Origin of the sequence: Bacillus sp. HNG (assembly GCF_003400205.1) — a bacterium.
GTDB lineage: Bacteria > Bacillota > Bacilli > Bacillales > Bacillaceae_L > Ferdinandcohnia.
On record NZ_QUQV01000008.1, the window covers coordinates 132,879 to 151,525 of the forward strand.

18 protein-coding genes are annotated in these 18,647 nt (G+C 39.4%); 2 read left to right on the plus strand and 16 right to left on the minus strand.

What is annotated here, in order from left to right:
- Positions 1-84: 84 nt before the first annotated feature.
- The 14 genes from DZB84_RS15645 to DZB84_RS15710 all read right to left on the minus strand — a co-directional run bounded on the left by DZB84_RS15645 (position 85) and on the right by DZB84_RS15710 (position 16,353).
- Positions 85-1,326 carry an ABC transporter substrate-binding protein gene (locus DZB84_RS15645; RefSeq protein ID WP_116353203.1) on the minus strand — a complete coding sequence of 414 codons (1,242 nt, stop codon included), beginning with the start codon at positions 1,324-1,326 and terminating at the stop codon, positions 85-87.
- Between the two features lie 1,012 nt (positions 1,327-2,338).
- Positions 2,339-2,704 (minus strand): metal-dependent transcriptional regulator, encoded by a 366-nt coding sequence (locus DZB84_RS15650; protein WP_116353204.1) that lies wholly within the window; start codon positions 2,702-2,704, stop codon positions 2,339-2,341.
- A gap of 224 nt (positions 2,705-2,928) precedes the next feature.
- Positions 2,929-3,819, minus strand: a complete 891-nt coding sequence (locus DZB84_RS15655; protein ID WP_116353205.1) for a metal ABC transporter permease — start codon at positions 3,817-3,819, stop codon at positions 2,929-2,931.
- The gene (locus DZB84_RS15660) at positions 3,816-4,736 is read right to left on the minus strand and encodes a metal ABC transporter permease (protein WP_116353206.1); all 921 of its coding nucleotides are present in this window, start codon (positions 4,734-4,736) and stop codon (positions 3,816-3,818) included. Before DZB84_RS15660 ends, DZB84_RS15655 begins: the two co-directional genes overlap by 4 nt.
- Entirely contained in the window at positions 4,714-5,469 is a 756-nt protein-coding gene (locus DZB84_RS15665) for a metal ABC transporter ATP-binding protein (RefSeq protein ID WP_116353207.1), read from the minus strand. Before DZB84_RS15665 ends, DZB84_RS15660 begins: the two co-directional genes overlap by 23 nt.
- A complete protein-coding gene (locus tag DZB84_RS15670) occupies positions 5,469-6,422 on the minus strand; it encodes a metal ABC transporter solute-binding protein, Zn/Mn family (RefSeq protein WP_116353208.1) in 954 nt (317 codons plus the stop codon). Before DZB84_RS15670 ends, DZB84_RS15665 begins: the two co-directional genes overlap by 1 nt.
- 343 nt (positions 6,423-6,765) lie before the next feature.
- Positions 6,766-8,703 carry an ABC transporter permease gene (locus DZB84_RS15675; protein WP_116353209.1) on the minus strand — a complete coding sequence of 646 codons (1,938 nt, stop codon included), beginning with the start codon at positions 8,701-8,703 and terminating at the stop codon, positions 6,766-6,768.
- Complete coding sequence (locus DZB84_RS15680; RefSeq protein ID WP_116353210.1) at positions 8,700-9,455, minus strand: ABC transporter ATP-binding protein; 756 nt, start codon at positions 9,453-9,455, stop codon at positions 8,700-8,702. The genes DZB84_RS15675 and DZB84_RS15680 overlap by 4 nt, the downstream gene beginning before the upstream one ends.
- 91 nt (positions 9,456-9,546) lie before the next feature.
- Entirely contained in the window at positions 9,547-10,551 is a 1,005-nt protein-coding gene (locus DZB84_RS15685; protein ID WP_116353211.1) for a sensor histidine kinase, read from the minus strand.
- A complete protein-coding gene (locus DZB84_RS15690; protein ID WP_116353285.1) occupies positions 10,548-11,243 on the minus strand; it encodes a response regulator transcription factor in 696 nt (231 codons plus the stop codon). The genes DZB84_RS15685 and DZB84_RS15690 overlap by 4 nt, the downstream gene beginning before the upstream one ends.
- A gap of 404 nt (positions 11,244-11,647) precedes the next feature.
- On the minus strand, positions 11,648-12,778 hold the full coding sequence (locus DZB84_RS15695) for a Ger(x)C family spore germination protein (protein ID WP_116353212.1): 1,131 nt from the start codon (positions 12,776-12,778) through the stop codon (positions 11,648-11,650).
- On the minus strand, positions 12,775-13,875 hold the full coding sequence (locus tag DZB84_RS15700) for a GerAB/ArcD/ProY family transporter (RefSeq protein WP_116353213.1): 1,101 nt from the start codon (positions 13,873-13,875) through the stop codon (positions 12,775-12,777). The genes DZB84_RS15695 and DZB84_RS15700 overlap by 4 nt, the downstream gene beginning before the upstream one ends.
- Positions 13,872-15,416, minus strand: a complete 1,545-nt coding sequence (locus DZB84_RS15705) for a spore germination protein (protein WP_116353214.1) — start codon at positions 15,414-15,416, stop codon at positions 13,872-13,874. Before DZB84_RS15705 ends, DZB84_RS15700 begins: the two co-directional genes overlap by 4 nt.
- Positions 15,417-15,537: 121 nt before the next feature.
- Entirely contained in the window at positions 15,538-16,353 is an 816-nt protein-coding gene (locus tag DZB84_RS15710; protein WP_116353215.1) for a ZIP family metal transporter, read from the minus strand.
- A gap of 150 nt (positions 16,354-16,503) precedes the next feature.
- Here DZB84_RS15710 and DZB84_RS15715 point away from each other — a divergent pair, with 150 nt between their 5' ends.
- Positions 16,504-16,881, plus strand: coding sequence for an SLAP domain-containing protein (locus DZB84_RS15715; RefSeq protein ID WP_116353216.1), 378 nt, complete (start codon positions 16,504-16,506; stop codon positions 16,879-16,881).
- A 28-nt stretch (positions 16,882-16,909) separates the two neighbouring features.
- Here DZB84_RS15715 and DZB84_RS15720 read toward each other — a convergent pair whose 3' ends face one another.
- Both DZB84_RS15720 and DZB84_RS15725 read right to left on the minus strand, forming a co-directional pair.
- Positions 16,910-17,215 carry a monooxygenase gene (locus DZB84_RS15720; RefSeq protein ID WP_116353217.1) on the minus strand — a complete coding sequence of 102 codons (306 nt, stop codon included), beginning with the start codon at positions 17,213-17,215 and terminating at the stop codon, positions 16,910-16,912.
- A gap of 24 nt (positions 17,216-17,239) precedes the next feature.
- Entirely contained in the window at positions 17,240-17,812 is a 573-nt protein-coding gene (locus DZB84_RS15725; protein ID WP_116353218.1) for an NADPH-dependent FMN reductase, read from the minus strand.
- Positions 17,813-18,200: 388 nt separating this feature from the next.
- On the opposite strand from DZB84_RS15725, the gene DZB84_RS15730 reads away from it, so the two are divergent.
- On the plus strand, positions 18,201-18,596 hold the full coding sequence (locus DZB84_RS15730; protein ID WP_116353219.1) for an iron chaperone: 396 nt from the start codon (positions 18,201-18,203) through the stop codon (positions 18,594-18,596).
- Positions 18,597-18,647: the final 51 nt, after the last annotated feature.

An 18,647-nucleotide genomic window follows, 5' to 3' on the forward strand; every position in this document is an offset into this window, starting at 1 on the left:
GACAGAAGGTGCATTTTACCTTCCGAAGCGATTGGCTTATAACTCGAGCCGATGGCTCCTGGAGCTAGACAGCAAAGAATTTTTTTACTCAGCAGCACTCTTTAATGCTTCTTTTGGATCCATTAGTGTGCTTGGGTTAAAGATAGATTCGAACACATAGTTTAGATTGTCAGATACTTGGCTCCAGTCCTCAACGATAAAGGAAGCAGGAGTATAGCCTTCACTCTTTTCTAACATGGAATAGAAAACACTCTTCATTTCGTCTTCCTCAAGCTTTTCGCTTTCAACTACAGATTTTAAAACAGGTAGTTCGAAATCAATTCTTGCTTTGTTTGCCTCTTCACCAGTCCAGAATTTAATGAACTCAAATGCTTCTTCTTTGTGCTTTGAATTTTTTGAAATGGAAATACCTGAAGAACTTAAAATACTTACACTTTGTCCATTTTTAAACTTCGGTAATTCAACTACACCGTAATCAATACCAGCCTCTTTTAACGGGTTAAGTCCCCATGCACCGTAGACGAACATTGCAACTTTACCAGATTTCATTTCAGTTGCACCTGAACCTTCAGTTGTGATGGCATAACCATCTTTCGCCATGTTCTGGAACATTTCAAATACCTCAACTGATTCTTTTGAATCTAGGTTTCCTTTTAAGTTACCTTCTTCATCAACATAAGATGCGTTGTTACCCCATAGGAACATTTCGAAATCATATGGGTCAGGCTTTCCTGAGAAAGCAAATCCTGATACTTTTGTTTCTTTGTTTGCTAGTTTTTTAGCTGTTGCTTGAAGATCTTCCCAAGTCCAGCCTGCTTGTGGATATTCAACACCCGCTTCATCAAATAAGGCTTTGTTGTAGTAAACAACATGTGTTGTGTATCCAACTGGCAACCCAAGAATTTGATCATCTGCTGAGTTATAATTCCAAAGAGTTTCATAAAAATTATCTTTATACTCAGCGCCTTCTTTTTCAATATAGGAATCAAGTGGTTCTAAAGCATCCTTGTATGTCGGGTAGTTCCACATATACATAATATCTGGAGCATCCTTTGCACCCATACCAGCTGTAATTTTTGTATCATATTCACTTCCATACGCCTCTAAAACAACTTCAATATTTTCGTGAGATTCATTGAACTTATCAATCATTCCTTGCTGCAGATCAACATCATCTCCAACATCCCAGGTAGCAAAGCGAAGTTTTACTTTACCATCCTTGGTAGTATCGGTACCGCTTTCATTTGATGACAAGCTACAACCTGCTAAAAGTAACATTGCTGCGATAAATAATAAGAAAATAGATTTCATTTTTACGAGCTTCATAGTATGCCCTCCTTTTTATATGACATCCTCATTATATTCTGAATTTTACTAAATGTAAACGGTTTTATTTATATTTTTACTAAAATATTTAATAGTTAAAAATTGGTTAATTGTTGTTTTGGTAGGGTTTTACAGCTTTTACAGAGGTTTAGTAAAACATAGTTTAATTATAGGGAAAGGTGTATTTTCGCTTGGGATTTTTAGTAAATTTTTTTTGAGTTCCCTGCAAGTGTGTCCAGGATGGTTCGTGGGGGGCCTGTTCGGTTGGGTTCGATGGAATGGGGATGGCTTATGAACGGGATTTCGAGTGTGAATTACGCTTCAAGTGCTCTTCATCTGGCTTATGAAGGACTTTTTGAGCGCGACTTTCGCTCGGAATGGTCTTCATCGACATTATGAAGGACTTTTTGAACGTGGCTTTCGCTCGAAATGGTCTTCATCGACCTTGTGAAGGACTTTTTGAACGCGGCTTTCGCTCGAAATGGTCTTCATCGACCTTATGAAGGACTTTTTGAACGTGGCTTCCACTCGGAATGGTCTTCATCGACCTTATGAAGGACTTTTTGAGCGCGACTTTCGCTCGGAATGGTCTTCATCAACCTTATGAAGGACTTTTTGAACGTGGCTTTCGCTCGAAATGGTCTTCATCGACCTTGTGAAGGACTTTTTGAACGTGGCTTCCACTCGGAATGGTCTTCATCGACCTTATGAAGGACTTTTTGAACGTGACTTTCGCTCGGAATGGTCTTCATCGACCTTATGAAGGACTTTTTGAGCGCGACTTTCGCTCGGAATGGTCTTCATCAACCTTATGAAGGACTTTTTGAACGTGGCTTTCGCTCGTAATGGTCTTCATCAACCTTATGAAGGACTTTTTGAACGTGGCTTCCACTCGGAATGGTCTTCATGCTTACAAAAACAACCACTAAACTCATTTAAAAAGCCGAACCCTTGTTAACAGGAATCGGCTCTTTCTTATAATACATGGCTCTATGTTCCAAATCCCTTAACCCTAAATCCTATTCGTTAAAAAAGCATCCAATTTTCTTATGACGGCACTGCTAATATGTGATTCTATTTTTTTAACTTCCTTTTCAATTTCCTCATCTTCGACTTTAATTAATTGAAAGAAACGGGAAAGGACTTCATGGTTTAAGGCTAATTCCTTAGCCAATTGATTTCCTCTTTCTGTGAGTGTAAGGATTCCATATCGCTGAAATTCAAGAAGGCCATCCTCCTTTAGCTTCTTTGCCATTTTTGATGCAGAGGGAACGGAAACATTCAATGACTTCGCTAATTGAGATACACGCGTAAAACCTTCTTCATTTAAATTTGCATATATCTCTAAAAGGTACGTTTCCCGCTTAGCGGAAATCACATTTCAACACCACCTTTAATCATTCATCTGATTCCAGAAATTCATTCGAGCAGCTACCCACGATTTGTTGAAAGTCGTCTCTGTCAATGATTCCTAAAGCCTTTAATATTATGGAGTATTTAATGATTTTGGAGTTGATCCTTGAACTTCTTTGCATGTTTCCACCATCCTTTCTACCATTCTAGTAAGGGGGCACAACAGGGACAGCTCCCTTACGAACGCGGTTAATCGGGACGAGGAACCTGTCCCTTTGTCCCAGGGCGTAACCAATTTGAAAGCATTCCATGTCGCGGCGAGAGGACAAAGCTTATTAAAAAGATAAGCCCTGTGGCAAAAGCCATGGAACCGGAGATAGACGAGTCAATCCAGAGTGCAAAATAATATCCCAGAACAGCTGACATAACCCCAAAGGCAGCACTTAGAAAGAGCATCACATGAAGTTTGTCGGTCCAAAGATAAGCAGCCGCTGCTGGAGCAATTAGCATTGCAACCACCATAATGGCACCAACTGCATCGAATGAAGCAACTGTTGTAATAGAAACGAGTGTCATAAATAAATAATGCAACCCAAGTACTGGGATTCCGATACTCGCTGCAAGTGCTGGATCAAAGGTGGTAAGTTTCCACTCCTTATAAAAGAGCCCGATAACCACAACGACGATGAATAAGACAATGATAAGCATGAGTGTAGCTAAAGGGATGCTTCCAAGCATAGGTACAGTAACCGTGTTCCAAGGAACAAATGAGATTTCCCCCATTAATGCATGTTGAACATCCAGATGGGCATTTCCTACTTTTGTCGCAATCAGTATCACCCCGATAGCAAAGAGTGTTGTAAATACCACTCCAATCGAAGCATCCTGCCCGACTCCTCTCGAATGAAACCATTGCACAAAATACGTTGTTAGAATACCGGCAACGGCAGCACCAATTACCATGTGTATTCCACTTAAGCTCTGGGTAAGCAGATAAGCTACGACAATACCAAGTAGGACTGTATGGCTAATGGCATCAGCCATCATCGCCATTTTGCGGAGGATTAAGAATACCCCCACAACTCCACAAGAAATTCCAACTAGGGACGCTGTTAGTAAAATCCACGCTGTGTAACTCATTGATTTCCCTCCTTTAAAACAGAATTGGAAATCGCTAAGTCTTGGACTTCCTTCTTTTTATCTCGCAGCATGATATATTCGACGACCAAGCCTTTTTTCATTCCAAAAAATAAGGATAATAGAAAAATAGAACCTGATGTGACGACAATGAATGGGCCTGTTGGTAAACTGACACCTAGCGCACTTATCGTCGTACCTACAGCACCCGAGATTCCTCCAAAAATTCCTGATAACCACATCATCGTCTTAAAGGAATGTGTCCAGTATCTCGCACTAACAGGCGGAATGATGAGTAGAGCGGACATTAGAATCACGCCAACAGCCTGTATGCCTATCACAACTGTTAGGACTAGTAACATTAAATAAATGAAATTCATTCCTTTTATTGATAGGTTTAGACCTTTCGCAAAGTCAGGGTCAAAGAGGAATAATTTCCATTCTTTAAAGCCGATGATAACAGTCAAAATGACGGCTACTGCAAGGATAGACATTGTCATAACATCTGACGAAACCATTGAGGCCGCCTGACCGAATATAAAATGATTCAACCCCGCTTGATTTCCTTCACTACTCTGATTGACAAGTGTAAGCAGGACAATTCCGCCGCCAAAAAATACCGCTAAAATCATTCCCATTGCTGTATCTTCTGTAATCCGAGTGTTTGATTTTATGAACATGATGCATACTGCTCCAACAAGAGCACTTAGAGCAGCTCCTATAATCAATACATGCAAATCCTTTACTTGGAAGATAAGAAACGCGATTACAACACCAGGAAGAGCTGCATGAGATAAAGCATCACTCATGAGACTTTGTTTTTTCCAATAAGCCAAGCAACCAACTAAACCAGAGGCAATTCCAAGAAGCAGTGTGCTAAATAATACCCATTGAAAGTTACTTGAAAGTAGGATGGACAATTTCGCTTCCCCCTTTTAACCAACGAACAGCTCCACCGTAAGCTTTTTCAATATTATTTATGGTGAAAGTTGAAGGGACATCCCCATGTGCAATAACGGTACGATTTAAAAATAAAACTTGATCAAAGTAATCTTCCACGGTCTGAAGGTCATGGTGGACAACGAGTACGGTTCTTCCCTCATTTTTTAATTCCTTTAAAATGGTCATAATGGCTCGCTCTGTAGCCGCATCGACACCTGCAAGTGGTTCATCCATAAAATACAAATCAGCTTCTTGAATCAGGGCTCTTGCTAAGAAGACCCGTTGCTGCTGCCCGCCTGATAATTCACTAATTTGGCGGTTGGCATAATCAGCCATCCCCACTTTATCCAATGCCTCAAGAGCCTTTTCTTTATGGCGCTTATTTGGCCACTTCACCCATCCTATTTGTCCGTACATTCCCATCATCACCACATCTAATGCGTCTGTAGGAAAGTCCCAATCCACAGATCCCCGTTGTGGTACGTATCCAACCTTTGCTTTTACCTTTTTTAAAGCTGTGCCGAAAAAGGAAGTTGCACCTGATAATCGGGGATGTAGGTCTAGCAATACTTTGATTAAGGTTGATTTTCCAGCACCATTTGGTCCAACGATACTTGTAAGTGAGCCTTGCTTGATTGCAAATGAAACATCATGAAGAACTGTATTTTTACGATAAGCTGCACTAAGCCCATCCACATGAAGAACATCCATTATTTAACACTCCTTGTAAGTCCATCGTATACCGTATTTACATTGTGACGATACATTCCTAAATAGGTACCTTCCTCAGTTCCAGCTTTGCCCATTGCATCTGAGAAAAGCTCACCACCCAACTTCACATCTAAGCCCTTTTTGGCCGCACCTTCAATGACTGCCTTGATTGAGTTTTGGTTGATGCTGCTCTCTACAAATACGGAAGGTACCTTTTTTTCAAATAACAAATCTACTGTCGATTGAATATCGGATAACCCAACCTCATCCTCTGTACTCAATCCTTGTAGGCCCACAACCTCGATGTCATACATGCGACCGAAGTAACCAAATGCGTCATGTGCTGTTACAAGGACACGTTGTTCTTTTGGAATACTCGACATTTTGCTTATCGCTTCTGCCTTCAATTCATCTATTTTTGTGAAATATGTTTGCTTGTTTTGTTCAAAATAGTCAGCATCCTCGGGTGAATACTGTTTTAATTCTTCGGTTGCACTTTCTAATGCATCCTTCCATAGGTCTAAGTCAAACCAAATATGCGGGTCAATTGCACCCCCTGCATCCTTCAATAAGCGGTCCTTATCAACTGACTCACCTATTGCAAGTATCCGTTTTGATTCTTTTAATTTCTCGAATATTTCTCCCATTCTTCCTTCAAGGTTTAGGCCACTGTATAAAATCATGTCTGCATTTTGAAGTTTCGAAATATCACCTTGTGTCGCTTGGTACAAATGTGGGTCGACTCCTGGTCCCATTAGGCTAATTACCTCCACTCGATCACCACCGATTATTTGCATTGGCTGACCAATCTGCGCGATTGTCGTGACGATTTGAATCGCTTCATTTGTTGACTCTTCATTCGTTTGAGTTTCTGAACTAGCACAACCCATTAAAGACACGATTATGGCTAATCCTAAGATAAATAGACTGAAACCTGTTTTTCGTTTTTTCATTTTTATAGTTCCTCCTTGCATTAATGAAGAAATGTTGCATTAAGGAAACTTTTTGATTAAAAAAATTTAGTATGTTTTTATGGGCGCTAAATTGTTTCCTTAAGGAAAGATTAATTCCTATAGGCAAGTCTTGTCAAGTACTTTTTGAAAAATACTACGTTTTCTTTATGGTGTTGGACTAGGGGGGATGATTGTGATTTTGTTGCAAATGTTTTTAGCTGGGTATGAAGGACTTTCGGACGCTACTTCCGCTCGCAATTGTCTTCATGTTTACAAAAACAAAAAACAAAAACGACCAAACACAAAAAGCCGATTTCCCACATAGAAGGAAATCGGCCAAATCTTACAACGCTTCTCTAATCAATTTTTTATAGTACATCACGGACAGAATTCCGAAGATAGAGTACAGCAATGTATAGAAGACCATGACGATAATCATCGGTGTCCATAGCTCGGTTCCGAAGAAGAACCAGCCTGATTTTACTGCGAAGTAGCTATGACATAGCCCAACGATTAATGGGATGCCAAAGTTGAACAATTGTTTCGCCTTGATTCCGTTTAATAAATCCGTTCTTGTAAACCCTAGTTTACGTAAAATCGTGTAGCTGCCTTTTTCCTCTTCACCTTCATCCATTTGCTTAAAGTACAGGATGCAACCCGATGTAATTAAGAAGGTTAATCCGAGAAATCCAACGATAAACATCATAAAGCCCATGTTTTGTTTTTGCATTGTTAAAATATCGAGCTGTGACTGATGTCCTGCCCATTGTCCTAATTCAAGGTCATTGAAAAGTTGATTAGCTTCTTGTAGCTCAGACCTTTTGTCAATATCAATTCCGACATACACAGGAAACTCATTAAACACTTCCGGATCAACATCTGCGGCTAATTGCTGGTATACCTTGTCATCGACAACAGCAACTGGGAATCCTCCGCCTGTTAATCGCAATGGAAGCAACCGTATATCCTCATACTTAAGATAATTCAACTCGAAGGTTTTGGTTTTTCCGGACATGGTAAAAGTTCCAGTCTTAAAGGTCATGAATGCTTGTATGGCTGAGTTGCTATTTACGAACACCGATTCATTTTCAGCAACATCAATATTCTCGACAAAACGATCCGATACAACTGTCATTGGAGCTGTGAGATCCAATAACTCTGTGTCTTCAATCTCTAGGACATTCGATAGATCCGTTTTTACATTCATCAAATCAATCTCAGTTTTTGTATAGCTAATGTGCGCATCATCCAAAATATCCGTAAATTGGTTCGCGCGCTCCTCATTCGGAATCGAAAAGTCATTCACGACAGACTCTCCCGCTGCTTTTTCAGCCGAATAATACGAAATGTAAGTGAGCGATAACAACCCGAGTGCCAATGCAGAAACGGTTGTTATCACGGTTAGCAATACCGAATTCGATCTCATCCGGAACATAATTGATGATAATGACAACACTTTATTAACCGAGAGATATCCGTTATCCTTTTTACGAATCAGATTAAAAATAAATCGAATCGAGCCCTTGTAAAAGAAATACGTTCCGATAATCACGGACCCAAGAATCACCAACATCACCATAAACATTTGCTCCATCATCTTAAACTGACCATCAAATAATTTAGTAGATAAATAATAGCCAAAGATGATAAGTGCAAGTCCGAGAATCCCCATAATAACTTCAAGGACAGAGACCTTTCGTTTTCGCTCTTCAGATGTTGATGTGCTATGGAACAATGATAAAATCTGTTGTCTTTTAATAAACAAAGCATTCAACAACATAATCACAATATAAATAGCTGCAAATACAATCACCGTTTGTACGAGGGCTTCTGTTGAAAATCGCAATTTTGCGACCTCATCAATCCCAATGATTTTTAAAAGAATCATCATCACGAGTTTCGATGAAACAAAACCGAGGAAAATTCCAATGATCATTGACCCGAAATACAGAATCATATTTTCAGCACTCAAGATCCAAAACGTCTTTCTTTTTGAAATTCCGACAAGCTGGAACAAGCCAATTTCCTTCCCACGACGCTTAATAAATAATGTATTGGCATAGACAAGAAAGACCGTGACGATGCCAATTAGCATGACGGACGCAGCTTTCATTGCGGCAGCCCCTTTAACCGACCCCTCTGTTACATCCATCGATGGGTCATACTGCAGTGTCACAAAGGCAAAATACAAAGCCACACTAAAGATTAGAGCAAACACATACAAGTAATAGTTTTTGATGTTCTTTACTAAATTTCGAAAGATGAGGCTTTTAAAGCTCATGCTCCCACCCCACCCAACACGGCTTGCGTCTTAATGATATCGTTGAAGAAGTCTTGCCTGCTCTCCTCGCCACGATTTAATTTCGTAAAGATTTGACCATCCCTGATAAAAATAACGCGGCTGCAATAGCTTGCTGCTTGAGGGTCATGAGTAACCATGACAATCGTCGCTTCTCGTTTTTCGTTTAAGTCACTTAATTTATTCAGTAAGTCTGAGGCAGATTTCGAATCAAGCGCACCCGTTGGTTCATCCGCAAAAATAATGCTAGGCTCGTGAACGAAAGCTCGTGCTGCTGAAGTCCGTTGCTTCTGCCCACCTGAAATTTCATTTGGATACTTATCCCTCACCTCAAAAATACCTAATTCCTTTGCTACATCTTCAAACATGATTTGTGCAGCCTTCGGAGAAATTTTGTTAACCGTCAATGGTAACATAATATTTTCTTTGACTGTTAATGTATCTAAAAGATGGTATTCCTGAAAAATAAACCCAAGATGACGTTTTCGAAACTCAGCTAGTTCTTTATCCTTCATACTCGTGAATTCCTTGCCTTCAACACGAATTGAACCAGAACTCACACGGTCAATCGATGAAAGCACGTTTAGCAAAGTCGTTTTACCAGAGCCTGATGGACCCATGATCCCAACAAACTCCCCCTTTTTTACCTCTATATCAATTCCTTTTAAAACCTCTTGGCGGTTCCACTTGTTTCCGTACGTTTTAATTATTTTATTTGCCTCTAAAATATTCAATCTTATCCACTCCTTATCTCTATCATAGACAGGATTCGGCACTTTTTCCTTCGAATCAGCGAACAAAACATGAAAGCATGTGACATTTTCGTCACATGCTTGTTAGCTTAAGAAAATCATTTTTCCTTGGAAAGGTTAACGTAAAAATCGTACCTTCTCCATATGTAGTCTGGACATTTATATGTATTTTTAACGGCTTGGCCGCATTTTTTGTAAGATAGAGACCCATGCCAGTTGCGGCATGATCCTGATGATCGGTTGTAGACGTGAAGCCTTTTTCAAAAATGCGTGACAGGTCTTTCTCTTTTATTCCACGGCCGTAATCCTGGATTTCCAGAATGACAGTTTCATTTTTTCGATAACTACGAATTTCTATTTCTGCGTTTTCACTGTATTTCACCGCATTTGTTAGGATTTGACGCAAAATAAATTGGAGCCATTTTCCGTCAGAGTACACCTCTGAAACCTCAAACGACATGTCAAACCCGATTCCCTTTTGGAAGCACCATGATTTTAATGATTGGATTTCTGGAATCAGTAGTTTCTCCAAATCAACCTTTTCGATAAAAAGGTCATTTTCCATGAATGGGATTCGGCGCTGATGCAGTTGTTGATCGAGCAACAAGTGAACCCGAAGCCATTCTGACATCAATTGCTCTTTTAACTTGTTATCTTCAACTCTTTCAATCATTAATTTCAAAGTTGTAAGTGGCGTCTTCACTTCATGAATCCAAGATAATAACTCATCTTTTTCCTGCTCAACACTTGTTGCATGATGGCTTATCTCACATAAATAAAAATGATGTTGCTGTTTGAGAGTGGATTCTACCATTTTTTCAAATGGAGTCTTTCCTTCTTGAAGACTATCAACACCGACAATCGGGTCCCAATCATGAAGGTTTTGATAAAAGGAAACTTCCCGGTTGTAACGAATGATAAGAAATAATGTAAAAATGACAAAAAAGACAAAGACAATATAGAGCATAGAACGAAATGACAGAGATGAGTCGAGGTAGCCAATCAATAGAATGAAGACCTGAAAAAGACAGAAAAATAGAATCCAACTGCGCCTTTCGATGAGAAACTTCTTGATCATTCCATGCCTACCTCTTCCCTTGCCAAATACCCTTGTCCAACTTTGGTTTCAATATGTTGACCAAGACCAATTTCTTCTAGTCGCTTTCTCAGACGGTTGACGTTTACAGTTAGCGTGTTGTCACTCACAAAACGTTCGTCATCCCATAAGCTTTTAATGAGTTCCTCACGACTGACAATTTGGTTCACGTTCTCGATTAGAATTTTTAATATAAACATTTCATTTTTCGTTAATTCAATTCCTCCGGCCTCATTTTGCACGGTGTTTTTTACGTAATCAATAGAAGCCCCGTTCCAGATTTTTAAATGGATTTGCTGTTCAAGGCTATAGTTGTAGACTCTTCTAAGAACGGCTTGAATTTTCGCAATCAGGACGTCGAAATGAAACGGTTTTTGAACAAAATCATCGGCACCCAGTTGCATCGACATCACCATGTCGGTTGGATGATCCCTTGATGACAGAAAAATAATCGGGACCTTGGAGTGGGTTCGAATCATCCGGCACCAGTGAAAGCCATCAAACTTCGGTAATTGAATATCAATAATAACCAAGTCAGGCTGGATACTGGTAAACTCCTTCATCACATTGCCGAAATCCTTGATTCCGTACACATCATATGACCATTGGGACAGACGCTCCCGGATCTCGTTATACAGTGTCACATCATCTTCAATCAACAATATCTTAAACACACTACCACCAATTCCTTCTGGGTCAAAGGGACAGGTTCCGTGACCCACTATTTTATGGAGAGAACTCCATCACGTCTAGGGTTAGACTCCTACATAAATAATACCATAAACTACCACAAGAGGCCTGAACCCAATTATAGTTCAGGCTATGATATTTGGTGGGATTTGTGCGGTGGAGCCACGGTGAATCGTCCTTGTGGCGCTGGAGATTGTCCCGCGGGAGCTTCTAGAACTTGTCCCTATTGCACCTGTCCCAGGTGGAGCCATGAGATCCGTCCCTCTGGTGCCTTTCCCCTGGTGGAGCCACAAGAACCGTCCCTCTGGCACCCTGTCCCAGGTGGAGCCACAAGAACCGTCCCTCTGGCACCCTGCCCCTGGTGGAGCCACAAGAACCGTCCCTGTGGTTACTTGCTGGTTTCGTTGACGGTGCCCATGCCTTTGATTTCGACTTCGACGGTTACGTTGATGTCGGCCTGTGATAGGGCTTCTCCCCAATTTTCTTGGACTTTCTTGAAATGTTCGTATTCATAGGCTCTGGCGTAGATGCCAAATCCAATTGGGTCGATTTTATGACTTTGAATTTTTTTAAACAATTTCTCATATTCCGTTTTCAACCGTTCCTCAATGATTTCCTTGATTTTCGCTTCATTTGTTTTCATATCCATAGATAATAGGCTTTCGAGAATAAGAATGGACATGGAGACTTTGACATCAAATTTAAACTTTTCCTTTTCGTGCGATGTTTTAATTTTGGACTTCACATTTGTTACCTCAAAACTCAGATCATGCTTATGAAAAATTCCGTCCTCATTATCAGTCGGTATTGTGATGGTTGTGTAACTAATTGGATGTTTCTGATTATGCTTTAAAAAAAGGAATAATGTTGATTCTGATAAATCTAGAGAATCTGCATATTTCCCACGATTATCAAGCAACACGTTTCCAATTACTTCAACCCTTTCACCCTTTTTCACGTTGGATAAAGCTGGTGTCACTCCCTTATCATAAAACTCAGAATGGAGCTGTTGAAGGGTCCCTTTTTCCGTCCGCGTTCGTTTATGATTTTTATCAATGACATTCTTTAAATACATGACAAGATAGGCATTGCTTTTCGGTTGATAGTAGATAACATCCGATACCTGACCGTCCACAACAACAACTCTTGTATTAAGCGAAAAAGTACTGTTCCTGTACAACGTATCTAATATTGGAAACCAATTTTCATGTTCCAAAACCTTTTTTCCCAATAAGAGGATCTGGATTTTCGCACCTGTAACCTCGCCACTTTCTACTGCATCAAAATACTTCTTAGAATCTCGTATCGTATCCGCTTTTGTGCGATATGTCTCGGTTTGAACCTTTGCTCCCTTATTAAATACAGGGCTGGACTCATAGAAAACGAGATTATTGTCTTCATCAAGATCAATCCCTAAGATGAAGACAATCGTCGTATCTTCTAAAGGAACTTGGTATCCACAGCTAGTAAGCATCATTAAAAGTGGAAGGATCATAAAAGTATGGAAATAACGTTTCATTTCATGCTCCTCCTTTTAAAAAGGCCATGTACGAGGACATATCCCCATAAACAAACGGGGAATGCGTACGTAAAGAAGTAACTTAGTGTCTGTAATTCCTTATGCCATGTCAAACTAATATTTGCGGAAGGAGGAAACAAAATAACAAAAATCACACTAAATACGAGTAACCAAAATAACGGTTTTGTGTGTTCCTCTTTACCAAATAACCAACTTGTACTAAAGACAGATACAAACATAAGTGGGAGGACTTTTGTAGACATGACAAATATATATAAAGCGAACAAAACAATCTCTAATCGTTCGATAAATTTAAGCTCAATGACCTTCAAAATGGTGATAGTTGGTTCATTATATTTTGCAATTTCATCAGGACTAAAAATGACAAATGCAACAAGCGTAATCATCAAGTAGGCAAACATTGTAATTGTATTCGCAATAACAACACCCATTGAAGCGTATTCCTTCTTTTGTAAATATGGATAAAGGAAAAAGGTAATCTCAAGGCCAACAAATGTGATGATGGTTATTTTTACAGTTTTAATGACTGGATGCCAGCCTTCCTTTAGTAGGGGAAGTAGATTCAAAAATTCGGCTTCTTTTAAAGAAAGCATATAAAAGAAAATGATCCAAATCGTCATAAAAAAAACAACCACAGAATACCTTCCTATAATTTGAATATTGTTACGGACCAATAAATACGAAGGGATTGCTAATAATATCACGAGTAAAGATATGGATGCTCGAGGCAAGACCCAAGCTTGGATAAACATCGCTTCTGTAATAAACGAGTAAAGGGCTAAAAGAGCAAAATACAATCCCATAATCACCCCACCCACTTTACCTACCCACTTGCCAAAGTAAAATGTCAAAAGGTCAAGAATTGTTCCATTCGGGTGTTTTTTCATAATTTGAATAATAATTAAACTTGTGACTGTCGCAATGAACCACCCTAAAATAATGCCGATCCAACCATCAGTCCCCGCCTTTTCTGCTAAATCTCGAGGTAAGGTAAGAACGCCAACCCCAATTTGAACACCATGAATTAATAAGATGAACTGCAACAATGTGATTTGTTTTCCTTGAACATTCATCATTTTTTGTCACCCTTTGGACGACTGGAATCGGCCCTTCTCAATTGAATGGCCATAGAACTAACTGGACGTTTGAGAATTGACCACTGTGGGAAGCGAATAAACAAATCCTTCCAGCCCTGTATTCGTAAGGGGGATACAGGACTAGCATAGGAGATACCCAGTGATTTTAACTCAATAAGATGGATAATTAATATCATTAAACCTACACTTAATCCCACAAAACCAAATAAAGAGGCCATAATCATCATTGGGAAACGGATAAGCCTGATGGAGGCTCCCATTTGATAATTTGGGATAATAAACGAAGCGACGGCTGTTAATGCTACAACAATGACCATAATATTACTGACAATCCCAGCCTGTACGGCAGCCTGTCCAATGACAATACCACCGACGATTCCAACGGTTTGTCCAATCTTTGCGGGGAGTCGAATTCCGGCCTCACGTAGCATCTCCAGAGCAATCTCCATAATTAATGCTTCAATGAATGGCGGAAATGGCACTTTTTCCCGTGACACCCCAATGGACATAAGCAATTTCAATGGAATTACTTCGAAATGAAACGCAATCACCGCAATATAAGTCGCCGGTAAAAAGATAGCCATAAAAAAGCCAACATACCTTAATAGGCGGATAAAGGATGCGACCATCCAACGTGAGGTATAATCGTCCATGCTTTTAAAAAACGAAAAAAAAGTCGCTGGAGCCACTAAGACATTTGGTGCTCCATCCACCACAGTTACTATTCTTCCAACTAAAATTTCCGAAGCTGCAAAATCAGTTCGCTCCGTTATTAGAAATTGTGGAAATGGCGAATAGGGATTATCCTCAATGTATTCTTCTAACATTACACAATTTGAAATACTATCAACCTTTATTTTATTAATCCGGGTATCAAGTTCCTTAATCAACTCGGGGTTGGAAACATCGTCTAAATATAAAATGGAGACCTTTGTTTTCCCTCTTTCACCAATAATGTATTCTTTTATTTTTAAATTTTGATTTTGGATATGCTTGCGTATGAGTGCAATATTTTTACTTCCCGATTCTGTAAACCCGATATGTTCTGCATAAATGGAAGATTCAATCGGAGTATCTTCGATTGATCGTTCCGGCCATTTTCCAGTATCTAAAAGGAATGCCACCGCGGATTGTTCAACAAACAAGACACTCTTTCCCTGCAAAATTCCATCTGTAATTTGTGACCATGTGTTTACTTCCTTAATTGGGGCAATCGATACCTTTGGTGTGGGATTCTCATTATTCATATCAACCTGAAATAACAATGGTTGTAATACATGCTCATTGACCACTGTAGAATCAGTAAGTTCACTTAAATAGACGAGTGAAGCTTTCGCCTTTGTTTGTTTAATCACAAGGTTTGTCACAACTAAATCAGGCGTTTTACTGAAAATACTTTGTATTTCAGCAAGATTCTCTTCTAGTTGCGAGCTAATCAATTCCTCGTTTAGTACTGAGTTTTCGTTAGAATTTGATTGTTGCTGCTGAGGTTCCTTTTTATTCTTTTTGAAAAAAGACATACGAATACCCACCTATGATATGATGGTTTAGTTTGCTTCATAGATTGGAAAAACATGCATATAAAGCTAAAAAGAACCGCGCATATATGCATGGTTCTTCGGTTTGGCAAGACCAATATTTCTACCCTAACGCCACATCCAAAATCATCATCACGACAAATCCAATCATGAGGCTCATCGAAGCTAGATCTTTATTTCCTTTTTCCTGTGAACTTGGAATCACTTCTTCCGCGACAACGAAAATCATTGCGCCTGCTGCAAAACTTAAGGCATACGGAAGCAAAGGTTCAAAGAACGAAACAGCAAATGCTCCAATAACAGCAGCGATGGGTTCAACCATTCCTGAAAACTGCCCGTAGAAGAAGCTTTTTCTACGCGACATACCATCCCCTCTTAATGGCATTGACACCGCAATTCCTTCTGGAAAGTTTTGAATTCCAATTCCAATTGCCAATGTCAACGCACCTGCTAAAGAAGCTTCTGTACCCCCATTTGCAAGGGCACCAAATGCAATTCCGACCGCAAGTCCCTCTGGAATATTATGTAGCGTGATTGCAAGCACTAGAAGTGTACTTCTTTTTTGACCTTTCGAATGTAGTCCTTCTGCATCTTTAATTGGTGCGTTTGGATGCAGATGAGGCAAAATCTTATCTATTCCCCATAGAAAAATGCCTCCTAATAAGAATCCGAAAGCAGCCGGAAACCATGCTCCGATTGGGTTGTCGCTTGACATGTCGATCGCCGGTCCCAATAGCGACCAATAACTAGCGGCAATCATCACGCCTCCAGCGAAACCTAACATACTATCCAAAAGTCGTTGATTGATGGTCTTCGTTGCAAAAACAAGCGTGGCCCCTAGCGCGGTCATCCCCCACGTAAACAACGTAGCAAGTAAGGCTTGCATAACCGGATGAAAATTTTCGAAAAATGCAACCATGTGAAAGAACTCCTTTTCGTTCAACTAAATTAAAGTTTAGCATAACCAACTCATAGGTAAAATATGGAGTAGTCTGTGGGTATCGGTCCCAGTACGAATTATTTAAAATACAATGGCTCTGCTATAATTATAGGTAAGAGAGGTGAGCACATGCAAAGACTAGTATTAGAAGAAGCGTGGGATCGGACGATTTCGCAGAAGGATCGAGAGGAAATTGAACGGATTTTTCAAGATGTGGTTTTGAACCTAAATATGGGAGTTACATTTACAACCGTCCGAATTGCAGTAAACCATAAGGACGAACGTCTAGTAACATCTATCATTCATAATAGAACCGAGCAAACTCTCATTTTTGAAAATACAACACTAGAAATTTGGGTCGGGGATAATCGGTTAGCGAAGCACACATTTACCTATCCAACACTTCAAGTACCACCTAAAACCAGCGTGCCGTGGACGTTTATTTTTCCTGAGACCATTGAGCTTCCCACTAATCACGCCACATTAAAACTAAAAAAAGAGAAGTAGACTCTCTTTAGAATCCACTTCTCCTGTTTCATTTTACCGGACCATTCGTGATTTCAGTTAGTTTTGAATTAATGGCAAAGATTTTTCCGTTTACTCCATTTATTCCAAACCCACCTAATCGCTTCGTATGCATCTCTTGATATTTTTCGGCGGTTTCTTTTGTCTCGAACAAATAAATCCCACCCGCTTCTTTTGCTTCGGGATTCTCTGTCCAGATTTTCCAGACGAACCCTGGTTCCTCCGTAATGCTTTTTGCTAAATCTGCAAATGCATTTGCCATTTCATCTCCAAATGGTCCATCCATTTTAAAATCTACTTGTAATACATATGGCATGGTGATTTCTCCTTTTTATGAATCTTATACTAAGACGCCTTCTCTAATTCCTTTCAATGCAGTCGACCAAGCAACAACATCATCCAATGTATTGTTTAAGGAATCCTCGTGGTATGGTGCTGGATTTAATTTACTCATATCTTGAAAATCCGTAAATAGGCTCATTGCTACCGAAGGACCAACAGTTGCTACCTTTGGTACCGTTAAAATGAGACGTAAATTGTTTGCAGCTGTTACCCCTAAAGTTGAGCCGTAGCTTACGATCCCCGCTGCTTTATGGTTCCACTCTACGTATAAATAATCAATGGCATCCTTTAAGCCAGACGTAATAGCCTTATTATACTCTGGTGTGACAAAAATAAATCCGTCGAGACTATTGATTTTTTTAGACCAAGCATGTGCTTCTGGTGCTTGATAATCCTGAGACATAATTGCTGGAATCGGCTCATTAAATTTTGGTAGATTGTAATCCTTAATATCAACCAATTCAAATTCTGCGTCTGTTCGTTTGTCCGCGATGGATTTCACCCATTCTGCCACTTGTAGATTTACCCTTGAATCTCTTGTACTTCCTGTAATAATACCGATTTTAACCATTCTTATTTCCTCCTATTGTGTATGATGTATCTTAAGTATAACAAGGTCAAAAACAGGAAGACACCAACAGTAAATTGGATTTGTTGCTTATCCAACACTTTTGAAAAAGTGTATAAAAAGACGACCCTTGTCTGAAATTTAACCGTGCTCATTCATTGTGAGTACTTGCCCGCGATTCTATGATGAAATTCCTTTTCAGTCTGTATTATTACAGTAAGTGGATAGAAAACAATTGGTAACTTTGGAAACCGGTTGGTGACTTACATTCCGAAGATGGAATTCGTTCTTTTTCTTGTTTTTCCAAAACAGGATTTAAGAAATTGGGTAGAGGGATACAAAAGAAATAACTATGATTATAATAAGAGATAAAAAAGAAGGAGAAAACAATATGGAAATTAAACAACAAACCATTATACCGAAATCAATTGATGAATACATTTTACAATATCCTCAAGAGATTCAAGAAACACTGAATACAATTAGAAAAGTTATAAAGGAATCAGCCCCAAATGCTCAGGAAAAAATAAGTTATGGAATGCCCACTTTTGTTTCAAATGGAAATCTAGTGCATTTTGCCGCATTCAAAAACCATATCGGATTTTATCCAACACCAAGCGGAATTAATACATTTAAACAGGAATTATCGGGTTATAAGACCTCGAAAGGTGCGGTGCAATTTCCTTTAGGAAAACCCATCCCATATGAATTAATTAGTAAAATCGTAAAATTTAGAGTTGATGAAAACAAAAATAAGGCTGATGAGAAAATAAAAAGGAAGAAATAATTTCAATGCTCTTCTTTCTATGCGAGTCGCTGTCTATTAAGAAAAACGGAA